Origin of the sequence: Acidithiobacillus caldus ATCC 51756 (assembly GCF_000175575.2) — a bacterium.
Lineage (GTDB): Bacteria > Pseudomonadota > Gammaproteobacteria > Acidithiobacillales > Acidithiobacillaceae > Acidithiobacillus_A > Acidithiobacillus_A caldus.
The window spans coordinates 1183215-1199169 of the sequence record NZ_CP005986.1; the positions used below are offsets into that span (position 1 = coordinate 1183215).

Annotated in this window: 17 protein-coding genes; 12 read left to right on the forward strand and 5 right to left on the reverse strand. The window is 59.2% G+C overall.

What is annotated here, in order from left to right:
* Positions 1-18: 18 nt before the first annotated feature.
* Positions 19-507 carry an SEL1-like repeat protein gene (locus ACAty_RS05840; RefSeq protein ID WP_004871830.1) on the reverse strand — a complete coding sequence of 163 codons (489 nt, stop codon included), beginning with the start codon at positions 505-507 and terminating at the stop codon, positions 19-21.
* A gap of 379 nt (positions 508-886) precedes the next feature.
* On the opposite strand from ACAty_RS05840, the gene ACAty_RS16685 reads away from it, so the two are divergent.
* Positions 887-1186 (forward strand): prepilin-type N-terminal cleavage/methylation domain-containing protein, encoded by a 300-nt coding sequence (locus ACAty_RS16685; protein WP_004871832.1) that lies wholly within the window; start codon positions 887-889, stop codon positions 1184-1186.
* Between the two features lie 115 nt (positions 1187-1301).
* On the opposite strand, the gene ACAty_RS05850 is transcribed toward ACAty_RS16685, so the two are convergent.
* The gene (locus ACAty_RS05850; RefSeq protein ID WP_004871535.1) at positions 1302-2258 is read right to left on the reverse strand and encodes an IS5 family transposase; all 957 of its coding nucleotides are present in this window, start codon (positions 2256-2258) and stop codon (positions 1302-1304) included.
* 436 nt (positions 2259-2694) lie between these two features.
* Here ACAty_RS05850 and ACAty_RS05855 point away from each other — a divergent pair, with 436 nt between their 5' ends.
* The 10 genes from ACAty_RS05855 to ACAty_RS05900 all read left to right on the forward strand — a co-directional run bounded on the left by ACAty_RS05855 (position 2695) and on the right by ACAty_RS05900 (position 11950).
* On the forward strand, positions 2695-3162 hold the full coding sequence (locus tag ACAty_RS05855) for a type IV pilin protein (protein ID WP_004871834.1): 468 nt from the start codon (positions 2695-2697) through the stop codon (positions 3160-3162).
* Positions 3163-3184: 22 nt separating this feature from the next.
* Positions 3185-3373 (forward strand): hypothetical protein, encoded by a 189-nt coding sequence (locus tag ACAty_RS05860; RefSeq protein WP_004871840.1) that lies wholly within the window; start codon positions 3185-3187, stop codon positions 3371-3373.
* 59 nt (positions 3374-3432) lie between these two features.
* Entirely contained in the window at positions 3433-4989 is a 1557-nt protein-coding gene (locus tag ACAty_RS05865) for a diguanylate cyclase domain-containing protein (RefSeq protein ID WP_004871847.1), read from the forward strand.
* Positions 4986-5744 (forward strand): PilZ domain-containing protein, encoded by a 759-nt coding sequence (locus tag ACAty_RS05870; protein ID WP_238323819.1) that lies wholly within the window; start codon positions 4986-4988, stop codon positions 5742-5744. The genes ACAty_RS05865 and ACAty_RS05870 overlap by 4 nt, the downstream gene beginning before the upstream one ends.
* 69 nt (positions 5745-5813) lie before the next feature.
* Positions 5814-7070, forward strand: coding sequence for a type II secretion system F family protein (locus ACAty_RS05875; protein WP_004871851.1), 1257 nt, complete (start codon positions 5814-5816; stop codon positions 7068-7070).
* Positions 7060-7629, forward strand: a complete 570-nt coding sequence (locus tag ACAty_RS05880; protein WP_051620749.1) for a GspH/FimT family pseudopilin — start codon at positions 7060-7062, stop codon at positions 7627-7629. The genes ACAty_RS05875 and ACAty_RS05880 overlap by 11 nt, the downstream gene beginning before the upstream one ends.
* A gap of 8 nt (positions 7630-7637) precedes the next feature.
* Positions 7638-8084 carry a type IV pilus modification PilV family protein gene (locus ACAty_RS05885; protein WP_038472680.1) on the forward strand — a complete coding sequence of 149 codons (447 nt, stop codon included), beginning with the start codon at positions 7638-7640 and terminating at the stop codon, positions 8082-8084.
* 1 nt (position 8085) lies between these two features.
* The gene (locus ACAty_RS05890; protein WP_004871861.1) at positions 8086-9294 is read left to right on the forward strand and encodes a PilW family protein; all 1209 of its coding nucleotides are present in this window, start codon (positions 8086-8088) and stop codon (positions 9292-9294) included.
* Positions 9291-9917 carry a hypothetical protein gene (locus tag ACAty_RS05895; protein WP_004871864.1) on the forward strand — a complete coding sequence of 209 codons (627 nt, stop codon included), beginning with the start codon at positions 9291-9293 and terminating at the stop codon, positions 9915-9917. Before ACAty_RS05890 ends, ACAty_RS05895 begins: the two co-directional genes overlap by 4 nt.
* Complete coding sequence (locus tag ACAty_RS05900) at positions 9914-11950, forward strand: hypothetical protein (protein ID WP_004871866.1); 2037 nt, start codon at positions 9914-9916, stop codon at positions 11948-11950. The genes ACAty_RS05895 and ACAty_RS05900 overlap by 4 nt, the downstream gene beginning before the upstream one ends.
* Positions 11951-11956: 6 nt before the next feature.
* Here the strand turns inward: ACAty_RS05900 and ACAty_RS05905 are convergent, their stop codons facing one another.
* Positions 11957-13219: an IS256 family transposase gene (locus ACAty_RS05905; RefSeq protein ID WP_004868469.1), complete on the reverse strand. Its 1263-nt coding sequence runs from the start codon at positions 13217-13219 to the stop codon at positions 11957-11959.
* Between the two features lie 192 nt (positions 13220-13411).
* Between ACAty_RS05905 and ACAty_RS05910 the strand changes: the two genes are divergently transcribed.
* Positions 13412-14743, forward strand: a complete 1332-nt coding sequence (locus ACAty_RS05910; RefSeq protein WP_193787417.1) for a hypothetical protein — start codon at positions 13412-13414, stop codon at positions 14741-14743.
* 125 nt (positions 14744-14868) lie between these two features.
* Here ACAty_RS05910 and ACAty_RS05915 read toward each other — a convergent pair whose 3' ends face one another.
* Positions 14869-15210 (reverse strand): DUF2173 family protein, encoded by a 342-nt coding sequence (locus tag ACAty_RS05915; protein ID WP_004871871.1) that lies wholly within the window; start codon positions 15208-15210, stop codon positions 14869-14871.
* A 159-nt stretch (positions 15211-15369) separates the two neighbouring features.
* A complete protein-coding gene (gene tpx, locus ACAty_RS05920; RefSeq protein WP_004871873.1) occupies positions 15370-15867 on the reverse strand; it encodes a thiol peroxidase in 498 nt (165 codons plus the stop codon).
* Positions 15868-15955: the final 88 nt, after the last annotated feature.

Consider the following 15955-nt stretch of genomic DNA (forward strand, 5'->3'; position numbering starts at 1 on the left):
GGACTGGAGGGTGGGGCGCTACAGGGCCGCGATCTTTTGCAGGGCCAAGGCGTGCCCCCGCGCCGCCGCCTCGCCCAGCCACTTCAAGCCCAGGGCGGGATTGCTGGATACCCCGATCCCCATGAAGTAGCAGCAGGAAAGCCAGTCCATGGCGTCGCTGTCGCCCTTGGCGGCGGCGGCTTCCAGCCAGAGCAGGGCGGTGGCCGCCTGATCCTCCGCCAGGAAATACAGCCCCACCTCGCGCAGGGCGTCGGCGGCGCCACCATCGGCGGCAACGATGGTGGCCATGCGCCCGCCATCCAGCGCAATACTCAGGTGGGGGATGAGGCTCGGCAGTTCGATGAGGAGCTTGACCCCGCCGGCGCCGCGCCGCTCGCCGGCCTTTTCCAGCCCGCGGATATTGCCTTCCTCCGCCCAGCGCTGCAGGGTGCGCACGCTCTTGCCCGTGAGCAGGGCGGCGGTCTGGGTGCTGATGAGGTACTGCTCTGGACTGGCTTTGCTGGGCACGACGCATTTTCGCAGCGGCAACGCCCCCAGTATAGCATGTCGCCCTGGAACCGCGACAAGGCCGAAAAGGAAAAAGCCTGTAAAAAAAGCTGGTTGGGACGGATGACGTCCATCATGGGCGACGCCGTATGGGCGTGCCGCCCTTCAAGGACGTCATTTGGCGTGGGTGGGGGATTTTGGCAATGGGGATCTGGGCGGCGAGAGGGGCCCACGATGCTGCATATTTCCTGAGAGGATAGCAATAAAAACAATGGCTAACGAGTTGACCGAAGCGAGCGCCCGGTAAGTGGCGCTTCTCTGGCACGATAAATGCCTTGGGATGGGCGACCCCGGCATGGTGCCATGGGGCGGGATTTAGGAACACCGAAGGAGACAGCTCATGAGCATGTTGGTCAAGAAGGCGCAGGCCAGCGCCGAAGCCGGTTTCACCCTCATCGAACTGATGATCGTCATTGCCATCATCGGCATCTTGGCGGCCATCGCTATTCCGCAGTATGAGCAGTATATCGTGACCTCTAAGGCGACTACCGTTGCGCAGGACCTGCACCAAATCATCACTCAGGCTTCTGCAGCGCAAGCGGCGGCAGCGGCTGGGCAGACGACAAGTGTCGGTATTCCCGCTAATAGTGTTGCCGGATGTGTGACATTTACCTCAACACCTAGGGAAGCTCTGACCTAGCCTAAAAAGGTGCGCCTTGTCCCCAGTATTGACCTAAGCACGTTGCTATCAGGTCACTTATCCGTCAAATTCCCCCATTTTCTGGAGAATTATTGGATATTGGGCACACCACTCCCTACGCGGCCAGGAGATATCTCCTCAGCATGTACAGATTGGCCAAGGCAAAGAGCGTGGTCAGTTGAGCACCGTTCTTGGCCAGACCCCGATATCTGGTTCGCTGATAACCGAATTGGCACTTCAGCACCCGGAAGGCGTGTTCTCCCCGGGCACGGATCCGGGCAATGGCGCGGTTGTAGCGCTTGAGGGCCGCCAAGCCGGTTTTCTGCCCAGGATAGCGTCGCCGCGCTACCGCGTTCCGTATGCCTCGGGCCACCAGCGTGTCATGCACCTGGGGATAGTCATAGCCCCGGTCAGCGAGGACCACCGACTCCTCTCCGGTAAGGAGCCCCTCCAGCCGCTGATGATCCGGTACCTTGGCCGCCGTGAAGTCCACCGCCTGTACGATACCTTGGAGATCCGTTGCCACATGCGCCTTCATCCCGAAATACCACTGATTCCCTTTCTTGGTGGAACTCATCTCTGGATCCCGCTTGCGGTCTCGGTTCTTGGTGGAGCTCGGGGCGTGAATCAAGGTGGCATCCACGGTCTTGCCTTCCTGCAGCAAGAGCCCTTTCTCCTGCAACACGGACTGCACCTCGGCAAAGATGGCCTGGGCAAGCGCATGGCGCTCCAGTAAGCGGCGGAACTTCAGGATCGTGGTCTCATCGGGAACGAAGTCCCGACCCAAGTCGATACCGACGAATTGACGGAGCAGAGGAACCTCGTACAGGGCCTCTTCCATCCCCGGATCGGAGTAGCCGAACCATTGCTGGAGAAAGTGGATCCGCAGCATCCGCTCCAAAGGCATAGGTTTGCGGCCGCTGCCCCCCTTGGGGTAGTGCGGCTCGATCAAGGCCACAAGCCTGGCCCAGGGAACCACGGCATCCATCTCGGCCAGAAAGCGTTCTCGCTTGGTCTGCTTGCGGCGTCGCGACAGGCTGGGCTCCTCGGCAAAGGTTATCTGTCCGGACATGGATAGCATCTCCTCGCTACTCGGTCAGCCCATTGTATCAGATGGCTAAATCAGAGACTCCCTAGTGGAACAGCAGGCACGGGTGGGTCTGCAAACACGACGTACGTGAGCATATCGCCAACTACTGGTACTTTTAGCGTTAAGGCTTCCTACAATACTTGCTCCACTAATTTGAAAAACGCCATTAATTCCGCGCTGGTAGCGCAGAACATATCGGCTTCTGGCACTACTATTACTGGTACCGTTACCGCCAATGGGAACGTGAGTTACCAGTGATTTGAGGAATGGTTCGCACCCTGGATCATCAGGGTGCGCCTTTCGGACAGTGTTTTGGGCTCACCAGAACGTTTTCGGAAAGGTGGCAGACATGTTCACGTATTCACCTGACAGCATCTCGATTGGGAGTGCGCAGAGGGATTGTCAGGAGGGGTTCACTTTGATCGAGTTGATGATTGCTATCGCCATCATCGGGATACTGTCCGCTATAGCCATACCCCAGTATTTTCGATATATCGAAACAGCCAAGGCGCAGGCGGTAACGGCCAATTTCAAGCTGGCGGTGGGTGCCGTAGCCAACGCCTATGCCGCCACCAATAACGGTGTCGTCAGCAATGTCTACACCACCTTGAATGGCCAGAGCGCTAAGGATATTGCCGACCCCGTCTACGGTCGGGGTACGCCGGCCTTTCTGGTGACGGGTGGGGCGCCGGTCTGCGGGCAGGTGGCCATCACGAGTTCCGTCATCAGTGCCGCGGGTCCGGCCAGTGTCACCCTGACGGTGGGCACGACGGGCTGCAGTGGCAGCCTGGGTACCAGTATCGCCGCGGCCCTGTCCGCCGCCCAGTTTCCCCACGCCGCCAGCAGCGGTGTGGTCGTCCAGCAAAACGGTAGTGTTCAGAACTAGCTTCACCAAAGGAGTCCATGTCATGAATACGCAAGACCGCATCCGTAACCTGCAGCAACGCCGTCGTCACCTTCTGGCCCGTCGGGAGTGCCGTGGCGCGCCCATCGCCGCCCTGGATCTGGAACTCACGGTGGTACGCAGCGAACTCTTGGCCCTCTACGCGAGTCAACGGGCCAACCATGTCGCCACTGCGGTCATCCAGGCGAGCTGAGCCGCTGGCTCCGACCAACCGCGCCCAGGCGGCGTGGCGACGGTGGAGCTTTGCCTGCGATGCGCAAATCCGATTCCCACGGCCGCCCAAAGGGCAAGACGCTGCGCCGCTTTCTGGGTCTGACCCCAAGAGCCGGGGAACAGGCCCGGGAGCGTCAGAGCCATCTGTTGGCGCTGCGCGATGCCCTGGCGCTCCTCATGCCGCCACGGCTGTCGGAGCCGGAGCTCTTGGCGCAGTTCTGTCATCTGGTGCTGGCCCAGGGGGTGGCGCAGCTGGCGGCCATCGTCCGCCCCGATGCCGAAGATCATATAGATATCCTGGCACTGGCGGGCTCCCGCGCGGTCTTGACGGATCTGCCCCATTCCTCCCAGGCCGACAGCCCCGGCGGCAAGACGCCCCTGGCGCTGGCCTGGCGCGAGCAGCGGCCCTTCTACTCCAACCCACTCTTTCAGAATCCCTCCCTGCAGGCCTGGCACCGGCGTCTGGCCGCTTACGGTCTGCGCTCCACGGCCGTCTTGCCCCTTACCCGGCGCGGTCGCCCTTGGGCCTTGCTGGTCTTGCTGCAGCGCGAGGAAGTGGACTGGCCCAGCGACAGCCAGATGCTTCTGGAGAGCATCGCGCGTACCCTCTGCGGTGCCCTGGACGATTGGGAAAATGAAACGCAGCAGACCCTCCTGGGTACGGGGCTCATGGCCGCCTACGAGAGCGTGGTCCTCACCGACGCGCAGCGGCGGGTGCTCTACGTCAACCAGAGTTTTCAACTCATGACGGGCTACGGGCTGGAAGAGGTGAGTCGGCGCGGCCTGCGGGCGCTGCAGGGGCCGGATACGGACGTCCACGAGCTTGCCATCATCGACCAGGCCCTGCGCGATGGCCACGCCTATAGCGGCACCATCCTCAACTACCGGCGCAACGGCGAGCCTTTCTGGAATCACCTCAGCATCGTGCCGGTGCGGGATCGGGAAGGACGCATCGGCCACTATGTTGGTATCCAGCGCGATATCAGCGCCGAAAAGGACCTCATGGTCCAGCTGGAATACGAATCGCGCCACGACCGCCTGACGGGGCTGGCCAATCGTCGCGCCCTGGACGATGAGCTGGAGGCGGTGATGGCGCGGGTGGATCGCTACGGCACGCGCCTTGCGGCCTGCATGATCGATCTGGATCACTTCAAGCCCATCAACGACCTCTACGGCCACGATGCCGGTGACCATGTGTTGCGGGTGGTGGCGCGCCGACTGCGCGACAGCCTCCGGCGCACGGACTATGTCGCGCGCCTGGGCGGTGACGAGTTCGTCTTGCTGCTGGAAGGGTTCAGGACCATCGATGAGTTGGAGCAGTTGTTCCTGAAGCTTGAAGCCACCATCAACGAGACCATCGCCCTGCGCAACCAACAGCTGGTGGGCGTGCGCCTGAGCATGGGCGTCTGCATCTATCCCGAGCACCATGCCCGGGATGCCGGTGAGCTTTTGCGCTTTGCCGATCAGGCTCTCTACCAGAGCAAAGCCTATAAACAGACGCGCAAGCGCTTCTGGACCTATTGCGATGAGATCGCAGCGACCAAAACCCGTTCAAAGCCCACACCATCGGGAATTTCCCAAGGATTACCCTCGTGACAACGGAAGTATCTACGGACCAGGTGCCAATGCCGGACCACGTCAACCTCCAGCGATTGCTGCCCTTGCGGGCCGGACTCAACATGGCCGACTACCATCTGCTTCTGCTGGGGGAGTTCGAGCGGCAGATCGTCGATCTGCTGCCGGAGGATCTGTGTACGGCGGTGGATGCCGAGGCGGTGATCTTTGCCGCTGACCCGGACGACGACGGGCACCGTTTTCGGCTGCTAGGCTGTGATGCCGAGAGCCTGCGCTTTCGCGCAGCGGCGTCCACGCCCTGGCCCAGCTACGGCAAGAGCCTGATCTTTGTGGAGTTGCCGGGGCACTCGGGGATCTATTCCTTTTTCAGCGAGTTCCGCGACCGCGACGAGGATGGGGTCTACCGCTTCAAGATCCCGCCGCTCCTATACCACCGCCCGACGCGCCTGTCGGCACGTCTGCGTTTGGAGGGGGAGGTGCTCATCCGCCGCAAAGGGGGCGTGGAGTGCCGGGGACGGGTACACGATTTCAGTCTCAACGGGGCCAGCTTCTTTACGGATCGTGCCGATCTCTGTCCCGGCGAGGCCTTGCTGGTGGAGTTCGATGTCGTCGACTGCGGCCGCTGTGAGACCGTGGTGACTACGGTGCGGCGCGAGGCGCGCGGTGGGCCCGAGGGCAATCTGGTGGGAGTGCGCCTGATGCTGACGGAGGCGCAGAGGCGGCGGCTGGAATACCTCTTTCACTGTCGTCGCGACCCCGAGCGCTCGCGTACGTGATGCTCAAGCGTGTGGCGACCTGTGTCGTATCGACTAATTAGGTTCCAAGAATGGAACAGGGAGTAAAGCATGGCGACGGCGCTGGGACGTAGCAAGGATAGGCTTCAGGAGGCGAAGGCCACGGAGTTCATCTGGGAGGCCAAGTCCCCCGATGGCAAGCGCGTGCTCAAAGGAGAAATGAGCGCTGCCTCTGCCAACGTCGTGCGCGCCTCGCTACGGCGTCAGGGCCTGGTGCCGACCGTGGTGCGCAAGGTTCCGAAACCCCTCTTTGGCGAGAAGAGCGTCAAGGAGGCCCAGATCGTGGTGATGGTGCGTCAGCTGTCCACCATGATCAATGCCGGAGTGCCGTTGGTGCAGTCCTTCGAGCTGCTGATCTCGGCCACCTCCCAGCCGGGCATGAAAAAGCTGCTCAAAGGCATCCTGAAGCACCTCAATGAGGGCGAGTCCCTGTCCCAGTCGCTGGCCCACTATCCCAGGTATTTCGATAGGCTCTTTGTCTCTCTGGTGCAGGCGGGCGAGCAGGGCGGTATCCTCGATACCATCCTCTTGCGTCTGGCGGACTATCGGGAAAAGAGTCTGGCCCTGAGCAAGAAGGTCAAATCCGCCATGTTTTACCCCGCCGCCATCATCAGCGTGATGATCGTGGTGGTGGTGATCCTGATGATCTTCGTGATCCCCGTTTTTTCCAATCTCTTCAAGAGCTTTGGTGCAACGTTGCCTTTGCTTACACAGATGGTCATCAATCTATCCGATTGGATGAAGGGGCATTGGTACATTGTGGTGCTGCTGCCCATCGCCGCGGTTTGGGCGTTTATCTACCTCTATAAACGCAATTATCGCTTCAAGACGGTGGTGGATCGCTACAGTCTGAAGATTCCGGTGTTGGGCGATATCCTCTTGAAAGGCGCCGTGGCGCGCTTCAACCGGACCCTGGCCACTATGCAGGCGGCGGGTGTACCCATCATGGAGGCGCTGGAAACCCTCTCGCGGGTATCGGGCAATGCCATCATCGAAAAGAGCATTCTGGATGCCCGCGATGATGTGGCCAGAGGCGGTCGCATTACCACCAAGCTCAAGGAAGACGGCATTTTCCCCCTCATGGCCACACAGATGCTGGCCATTGGTGAGGAGACGGGCGCCATCGAGACCATGGCCAGCAAGGTGGCGGACTTCTACGAGAACGAGGTCAACGAGTCCGTCAACCGCCTGTCTACCTTGATGGAGCCGGCCATCATGGTGGTGCTGGGTATCATCGTGGGCACGCTGGTGATCGCCATGTATATGCCCATCTTCAAGATGGGGGCGGTGGTGACCCATGGAGGCTAGGCTGGCAATCCCCCGGCCTTCGGTAGCGGGCTTCACTTTGGTGGAGCTCCTCATCATCATTGCCGTGCTCGGGATTCTGGCGGCCATTGCGGTACCACAATTCAATATCTGGTTGGTTCGGTCGCGGATACAGGCGGCCTCGGGAAATCTGCAACAGGATCTTGACTGGGCCGAGGGTTATGCCATCCGCTCGGGGTATCCGGTTTTGGTGCAGATACGAAGCGGCGGAGCCACGGGCTGCTCCTGGACCCTGACGCCCGCGGCGCCCAATGTTTCTCAGACTGTACCGCAGATGACCGCGGCCAGCTTTGCCAGCCAGTATCCCAACACGAGCTGTGCTGTATTGACGGGGACCACCCTCAGCAGTGTGGTCAATGTCGGTCCCACGGGCATGGTGTACACCCCCAGTGGGACCATCACTAGTGCCGCCGTTACCTTTGGTACGGGCGGTGCCAATGCCAGCAGCTACGGATACTGGCTGGTGCAATTGAGCGGCGCGGGCAACCTGCGCAACTGCGCCACCAGCGCCCCCACCAGCAGCGTGTGTAATCTGCAATGAGCAAAAATATGCCCAGGAATCGTGCTTTCCCGTGTATACGCTCATCGGAGCGGGGATTCAGCCTTATCGAGGCCATGGTTGCGCTGGCCATCTTTGCCATCGGCTCTTTGGGTATCCTCAGCCTTTTTCTGGGGAGCTTCAGCAGTTCGGCGGAGAATCAGAACCTTACCTCAGGCTATGAGATCGCGCAGAGCGCCATCGGGGTGCTGCGCGCCAATGGCAGCAATGCTCTGGCCATGAATGGTGCTACGGTGACGCCTTCGGGAGCCAGCAATGTTGCCCTGGCGCCGGTGGCTTCGGTCATGAGCGCCTATGGCATGGCGCCGCAGGCGCAGGTAAGTCTTACGGTGAGTTCGCTGCTGGGCTCACAACAATGTCCATGCTCGGCAACGGTGTCGGTGAGCTGGGGTGGTGGCGCCCAGACCTATCAGAGTCAGACGGTGGTGGGGTACTGACATGTCCACACAAAACATGGGTCGCGTTGGCGCAGATCGTCTAGCCGAGGCCGGAATCAGCCTGGTAGAGCTGTTGGTGGGGTTGGTGGTAACCAGCTTGCTCGCCATTGCCGTCTTCAGTTTTTTCCTGAATACCAGCCAGGGGATAAGTCAACAGAATGCCTCGGGAGAAATGTGGCAGCGGGGCAGGAATGCCCTGGCCTTGATGCGCCAGGCCATCGAGTCGGCCGGTTATGGCTTGCCGAGCTACAGTCAATGTCCCAATGGCGTGGTTGGTTCTACGACCAACGGTGTCGGAACCGCCGGCGCACTGGTGGCCATTACGGCTTCTACGCAGAGTTCCGGCAGCGGCTACGATCCCTCGACTACGGCGGGGATCAACACCTATGCCTTTTCCACGGTTATTGGCGGCGGTGCTTTTGGTGGTGCGCCCACCACCACGGTCAATTCACAAAGCGGTGTGAACCTCAAGGTTCAGAGTCTCAACAATCTACAGCCAGGCGATTTAGCACTGATTGCTTTGCCCGGTACGGGCGTCTGTGTCTTTGGACAGATGACCAATGTTGCTGGCAAGGGTACGCTCAACTCCGACTGCTCTGTGACGGGCGGGGGCAACTCTCAGGGCAGCAGTGGTACAGTCGTTTTTAACTCTGGGAAAGGCAATAGTGTTTGTTTCCAGGCCAACCCCAATCAGATATTCAGCCAGGTGAATCCGACGACCGGCGGCACGCTCAATTCTGCAGCGTTTCAAGGTGCATCTCTCTACGATCTCGGCGCCAGTCAGTTCCTCTTTGAGACCTTTGCCATCCAGGAGAATCCGGCGGGCAGTACTCCAACTTTGGTCATGACGCAATACACTGGCCTGCAGGCGACACCGCCAACACCGCAGCCGCTGGCCACGGGTGTGGTGGATATGCAGTTGCGCTACGGTGTGGGTAGTAATGGGCAGGTGCAGAACTGGATTCGCCCAGAAAACTATGCGCCCAGCGCGACCCAACAGATTGTGGCGGTGCAGTTGGCCATGCTCATTCGCAGCGATCGCTACCTGCCAAATAGTTTGAGCCCCGCAAGTTTCAATATACTGGGAGATACTTATACAGTGCCCACCCAAAACGGGCCGGGCTGCCTCCAGGGAAACTGCCGGCATTACAGTTACCATTTATTCCAGACGGTCGTGCCCGTACGTAATGGGATTTGGAGCACGCAATGAAGAGCCCGTTTTTGTCCGTAAAGGATTCGTCCGGAGAACGTGGCGCCATTCTGGTCGTTGTCCTGGTGCTGGTTTTTGCCGTCACCTTGGCACTGCTGGCCTATCTGTATCTCAACAACAACAATACCCTTATCGCCAGTAATCTTGCGGTTCAGAACATGGCTCAAGAGGCGAGCGATGTTGGACTGGACGATGCGTCTACCTGGCTCAATCAGCTCCCCACTGTTCCTGAGATTCTGGCGACCAGCAACAGCCAGGCGCTTGCGCCCCGATTTTTCCTCACCATGCCGACGAGCGGTTATCTTGCCAGCAACGTAAATGCAACAACGGCACCAATCCAGCCGCCCACTGACCCCCAGTTTTGGAGTCAGTGCGCCGCCAACAATCAGTGTTACCAGCTACCCCAGCCCGTTACCGTGGGTAGCCAGCAGTTTCAGGTGGAATATGTGATCTTCCCCAATGGCTCGCCTAACCAGCCACTCGCAGGGTACGAGCAAAATCAGTCTCGTGCTGGTTCTGTCAGCGCATACTTTTACGTAGCCTATGTTCACGTCGCCCGGGTCAACGGTGGTGGTTTGGGTGTAACTATCCAAGCGGTATTGCGCAAGGTGCTCGCGTCATGAGAAAACTTTCCCGAAAAATACTGTCGGCGATGCTTGCTGTGGGGCTGAATCTTTTGCCTTTGCAGGGTCTCATCCCACTGGCGGAAGCAGCGGGTGGCCTCAATATACCTAGCAAAGATCAGCCGCAGGTGCTGATTATTCTCGATAACTCTCAGGGTATGGCGGGAGTATTGCAGGGCACCGATGGCCTGTCCGGCGCCATCATGACGGGATCCGGGACAGTCGCAAACAACACGAGTTCCAGTTCACCCACAGCCTATACCGTCAGTAATTTTACGCCCCCGGCTTACCCGACAACACCGGTCAGTAATGGTGCGTCTGTACCCTATACGGTTGCTTGCGGTTCGTCCGGACTTACGGCGGCTGCCCAGTCTGCCTGTGCCACAATTGGCAATGGTGGATATGTTGACAATTCGCCATCTATGCTCAACGCTGCAGAGTCTGCAGTGCAGGGGATTGTCAGCAATCCGACCTACGCTGGCAATATCCAGTTTGGTTTGGCCACCTATCAAACGAGCGGTTCCATTCAGCAGTTTAATACTTGGGTATATTACATGAGTGCCAATAATGGATTTTCATTTGGCAACTCGGAAACGGCGCCTACAGGGTTAATCGCCGTTCCCAATCCGTGCTATGGTTCTGTATCTGGCAATTACTTCACGCGAAATTCTTGCGCCAACATCTACTTTAATCGGAACCTTCCTAATCTTTCCTACAACGCTCAATTATACCAGAGTCCGTATTTATACATTCAGGATACGAGCGACAATCCTATCATTAACGACGTGTTATATGCCAATGGGTTCGGATCGGGAAGCGAAAACTCTGCTGCGGCCTATCCATCCCCCTACAATCTGGGAAATCTACAGGCATACATGCAGCAAAACACTGGGGTAAATTACGGCGCCTACAGCACATCGCTCAGTGCCGGAATGACCCCTACCAGCGCGGGCTATGTTCCACAATCCTTTGAGGTTTGGGAGGCGCAACGGGGCTTTGGTTTCAATGCACCTACCGTTCCCAATGCAGGTAGGATTGTTGTGTCCATCACCCGTAGTAATAGTAATAATGCGGCCGCTATTCGCAATGCGACGGTGCCTGAGGTATTTCTGAAAAACGGGGGTAGTCTACCGAGCAATGCGCCTATCTCGGCAGCTGCCGGTTATTCTCCCGTGGCCGGCGCTTTCACCACAGCACTGCAATACCTTAGCGGTCAGACGAATAATCCGCCGCCGACTACCTGCGGAAAAAAATATGTGATCTTCATTACCGACGGTCAGCCTACGCAGGGACTCGGAGGTAACGTTTATCCGCCCCTGGGGAGCGCGGCAGCTGGGATATTTGGTGTCACGAGCATCACGGCGAGTACTTGGAGTAGCACCAATAACCGAGCAGTGACGGAGGCCATTCAGGCGGTCCAAAATCTGCAAAGTCAAGGCATCAATACCTACGTCCTTGGGGTAGGTTCTGCCGTTAACCCCAACATTCCGGGGACCACGGCCGCGCAGCAGGCTGAGGCCCAGCAGGGTTCCTATGTGCTGCAGGCGATGGCTCAGGCCGGCGGCACCCAAAATTATTATTCGGCAACGACTCAGGCCGATGTACAGTCCGCCCTCAATAACATCATTGCTAATATCCTGGGCAAGAGCGTGGTATCGAGCTACGCGGCACCGCCAACCGTAACTGTGGGGTCGTTGGAGTTCCAACTCAAGAATGTCAATCCGGTTACCGGTCAAGGCGATTTGTTTGCCTATCCCCTGACGGCAAACGGCAGTCTGTCAACCACCCCTGCCTGGACAGCCAATGGGATCATGAATCAGTCCAACCGTCAGAGTGCGCTGTACACGACTCCTGTGGGAGCCACGTCAACCAATGGCGGCTCGCCGCAAGCGCTTACTGCGGTAGCCTCAAGTAATTCAGCTGCATTTGCGATCACCAATACCAATTTATCGGCTGCCACCGTGGCAGGCTATACCATCAACCCCTCCTTCAACAGGAGCTATGGTCAAGATTGGTGTATGAGCATTTGCTAACACGATTCAGGCGGCGTCCTGTTGAGGATCCAGCCGGGTTTCGTTGGCAGGCATCCCATCGACAAATGTCACCCCGGCAAAGAGCTCGCGCAGTCTTTCCGGATGCTGAATCCCGCGCCAGTGTCTCTCTGCCTGCTGGATGAGCTTGTAGCTCAGGCCAAGGAAAGTGGCTCGAGAGACACAGTTTTTAGTGCGGCTGCTGCGTTGCCGTACGGTGGCGAAGGTCGATTCGATGGCGTTGCTGCTGCGGATATGCCGCCAGTGCTCTGCCGGGAAGTCGAAGAAGGTCAGCAGCACGTCCCGGTCCTTCTCGAGCTTTGCGACCGCTCTGGGATATTTGGCCTGGTAGTCCCGCACGAAGGCTTGCCAGGCTTTCTCCGCAGCTTCACGGGTGTCGGCCATCCAGATCGCCTGCAGGGCGGCCTTGGCTTTCCCCTGAAGGCGCTTCGGTAGCTCGTTGAGGATGTTGGCCGTCTTGTGCACCCAACAGCGCTGATGACGGGTTTGTGGGTAAATCTCGTCCAGGGCGGCCCAGAAACCCATCGCCCCATCTCCTATGGCCAGTAGTGGCGCCTCCTGCAGCCCGCGGTCGCGCAAGTCCCGCAGGATCTCTAGCCAGGAGGCTTTGGACTCCCGTAAACCGTCGGTGACCGCCACGACCTCCTTCTTGCCCTCGGCCGTCACGCCAATAATGACCAAGAGACACATCCGGGGATCGTCCTCCGCCCGCAGCTGGGTATAGACCCCGTCGGCCCACCAATAGGCGTAGCGTTTTCCCTGTAGAGACCGGCGCTGCCATTGGGCATGCTCTTGCGCCCATTCGACTTTCAAGCGTCCCAGCACGGCCGGAGAAAGCCCCTTGGCCTCCTCGCCCAGGAGAACAGACAGCGCCTCGTGCATCCGTCCCGACGATACCCCGTGCAGGTACAACCAGGGGAGCGCTGCGGCCACGGTCCGCGACTTGCGCACGTAGGGCGGTACCAGGGAAGAACGGAAGACCACGCCCGAACCGGAGCGGTCTCGCACCTTGGGGACCTGTACAGGCACGGGGCCGACCGCTGTCAGGATCTCCCGCTCCGGCAGATATCCATTCCGCACGACGGCCCGGCGACCATCGACCATGCGTACCGCGGCATACTCCTCCAGCAGCACCTGCACCTCGCCCTCGATGGCCTGTTGGATCAGCTGGCGCGCGGACCGCCGCAATAAGCCCTCGATGTTCAGGCCCAACTCTCCCATTCCTCCGTCGAAACCAGTACTCTCTTGCATGGCGCACTCCTCATTCGTTGCGAATCGGATCCAGAAACCCTTTTCTAGCAACAGTGCGCCACCCTCCTCAAGCTAGTTGTAGACCTCCCGTACACCAGATTCGAGCATAGCTCCTTCAACAGTGGGCAGTATCTAGGGGGCAGAGCGTCTGGCTGGTTCCTGGGTCTACCAAGTTCCGCGCCAGCTGTGGTCTTGACACCCCCAGCCAATGCCGGGCTGCTGAGCAACGGTGGCAGTTACCTCACCTACGCGGCAAAGCACTCCGCTCGACAGAATGCCGTTCTCTTCTCGGATAACGATGGCTTCCTCTACGCCCTGGGCTACAACCAGACCGGCAATCCAACCCTGCTCTGGGCCTGGATGCCGGGCTACCTGCTCCCTAGCCTTCAGAATTACAATACATTTTGGCAGGGTAATAACATGGGACCCTTTGCTACCATCGATGCGAGTCCAGACGGTGGCAAAAACTGGCACACCTACGTGGTCGGCAGTGCCACGGCCAATGGGTTCGTGGTCTACGATCTGCAGCTCAAGGGGACATCTGCGCCCAATTTGGGTTCGGTGGTGGCCCAGTATCAGCAGACGGGCTACTCGCAAACGCTCAGCAGTCCTCCGGTCTTCTATCAGGTGCAGAATGCCGGGCAAAGTAACTATGGGGCTACCTGGGCCATCTACGCCCTCAGTGGTTCATCGGGATCGGCTCTGGGTATTCTCAATGTGACCACCGGCACCTGGATGGTAGATCCCTTGCCCTTCACCAACACCGCCACGCCCTATATCGACAGTAGCGGCAACCTTTTCTTGGGCGACGCTAACGGCAATGTCTATGAGATGAGCGCGGCAAATTTGCAGACCCTGCTCGCGCAGAAGAAGGACACCTCCATCCCCCTGAGCTCCTCCGGATTTGTTGCCATCGGCAATTATGCTCCATGGAGTAGTGGCAGCCTAAGCGCCGCGGTTCAGTATATCGGCGGGACCATCTATCAGGGTTTTAACTACCTGCGCGTTCAAGGTGCCAATGGTATTACGGTGTTCAAACAGAGCAATGGTGTCTGGTCGCCGGTGTGGACTTCGTACACGGGAGGTGCAGGCACTTGGTCCGGTGGTACCCTGACACCATCTACAGGAGGTCCCAATGGTGTCAGCGCTCTCCCGAGCGGCTCTGCCATTACCGATCAGGCACTTCTGGTCGGCGGGCAAGTGATCGTGCCGGTAACGGTACCACCTGCCAGCAGCGATACTTGCGGTGTGTCTCTGGCCGAATATTATGTCTTCCATCTCACCAGCGGTGTTTTTCCGTCCGGGAGCTTTGTTTCAACGAGCGGGGCGCCAATCACCCAAGGTTTTGTCGTGGGTCAGGGTACGGCCTATCGTCCGTCCTTGACGGTGTTCAATGGGCGGGTGTTGCTACAGGGTGGCGCAGCGCGCAACCGTACGGGCGGCACGACCGGATTTCCCGGCATATTGGGAGGTGGCCTACCAGCGGGTGGCCCCATGGCCTGGCGACTGACCCTCAGCCCGTAGCAACACACCTCAGCGCAATGAAAAGGCCCCCGAATTGGGGGCCGTGTTTCTCTCGTCCGCCGATTACTTATTAAATATCTGCAGGGTTTGATCAGAAAGTTAACGGATAGATAGCCAGCCTGCGCTCAGTGGGCGTGTGCCACTTCACCCAGCACCTTGAACACTTCGTTGAAATCCGCCTTGGCGGTTTCTACGAAGACGCCAACGTGGCCCATGGTGCAGACGGTGTAGTCGCCTGCGGAGACGGCGAAGCCGTGGAAGGGAGCCCAGTGCATCTGGCTGTGCTTGCTGAAGTTTTCAGCCTGCATCTTGCCCATCATGGTGTTGGCAGCGCACATCATGGCGACCATGTGCGCGGTTTCGTCGTCGATGTGGCCTTCCTTGGCCAGCATCTTGCCGTCGGCACTGAACTGTCCGGCAGCCACTGCACCCGCCAACTGCATTACCTTATTGAGATCAGCAGACATGATTACCTCCAAGTATAAAAACATCGATTAGACAATAAGTTAGGCCAGTTTCCTGGCCGCTTGAGCAACGCTTATTTAGGAAATCAGGTCAATCTGTTGGAGGGGAGCGTGAGCACACGCCCGTCAGCGCGGCCCGCCGTGAAGTGGAGTCGGTCGCTCTCAGTGGGGCAGGTGGGCAAGGGCGGCTTCGTAGTTGGGCTCGTCTTCGATTCGGGCAACCATCTCGCTGTGTACTACCTTGCCCTGAGGGTCGAGGACGATGACGGCGCGGGCCAGGAGTCCCTGAAGGGGTCCGCCAGCGATCTCCACCCCGTAATCCGCGCCGAATTCCGGGTGGCGGAAGCAGGACAGGGTGTGAACACGCTCCAGACCTTCGGCGCCACAGAAACGTTGCTGGGCAAAGGGTAGGTCGGCGGAAATGCACAACACGCTGCACTCCGGATGTTTTGCGGCGAGTTCGTTGAAACGGCGCACGGAAGCGGCGCAGGTGGGGGTATCGATACTGGGGAAGATGTTCAGCACCCGCCAGCCGGTGAAGCTGTCCAGGGCCTTGTCCTCTAGTTGCGCGTTGGTGAGGGTGGCCGGCTTGGCGGTAGCGCCAGCCTCCGGGAAATGACCCTTGAGGGGGACGGTGTGACCTTTGAGTGTGGGTTGCATCCTTCGGACTCCTTGGGCAGTGCGATGGGTACCGTCTGCCATCCTAACCACTGGCGGCCATTCGGGTCAAAGCAAAGGCGCGCCCGGC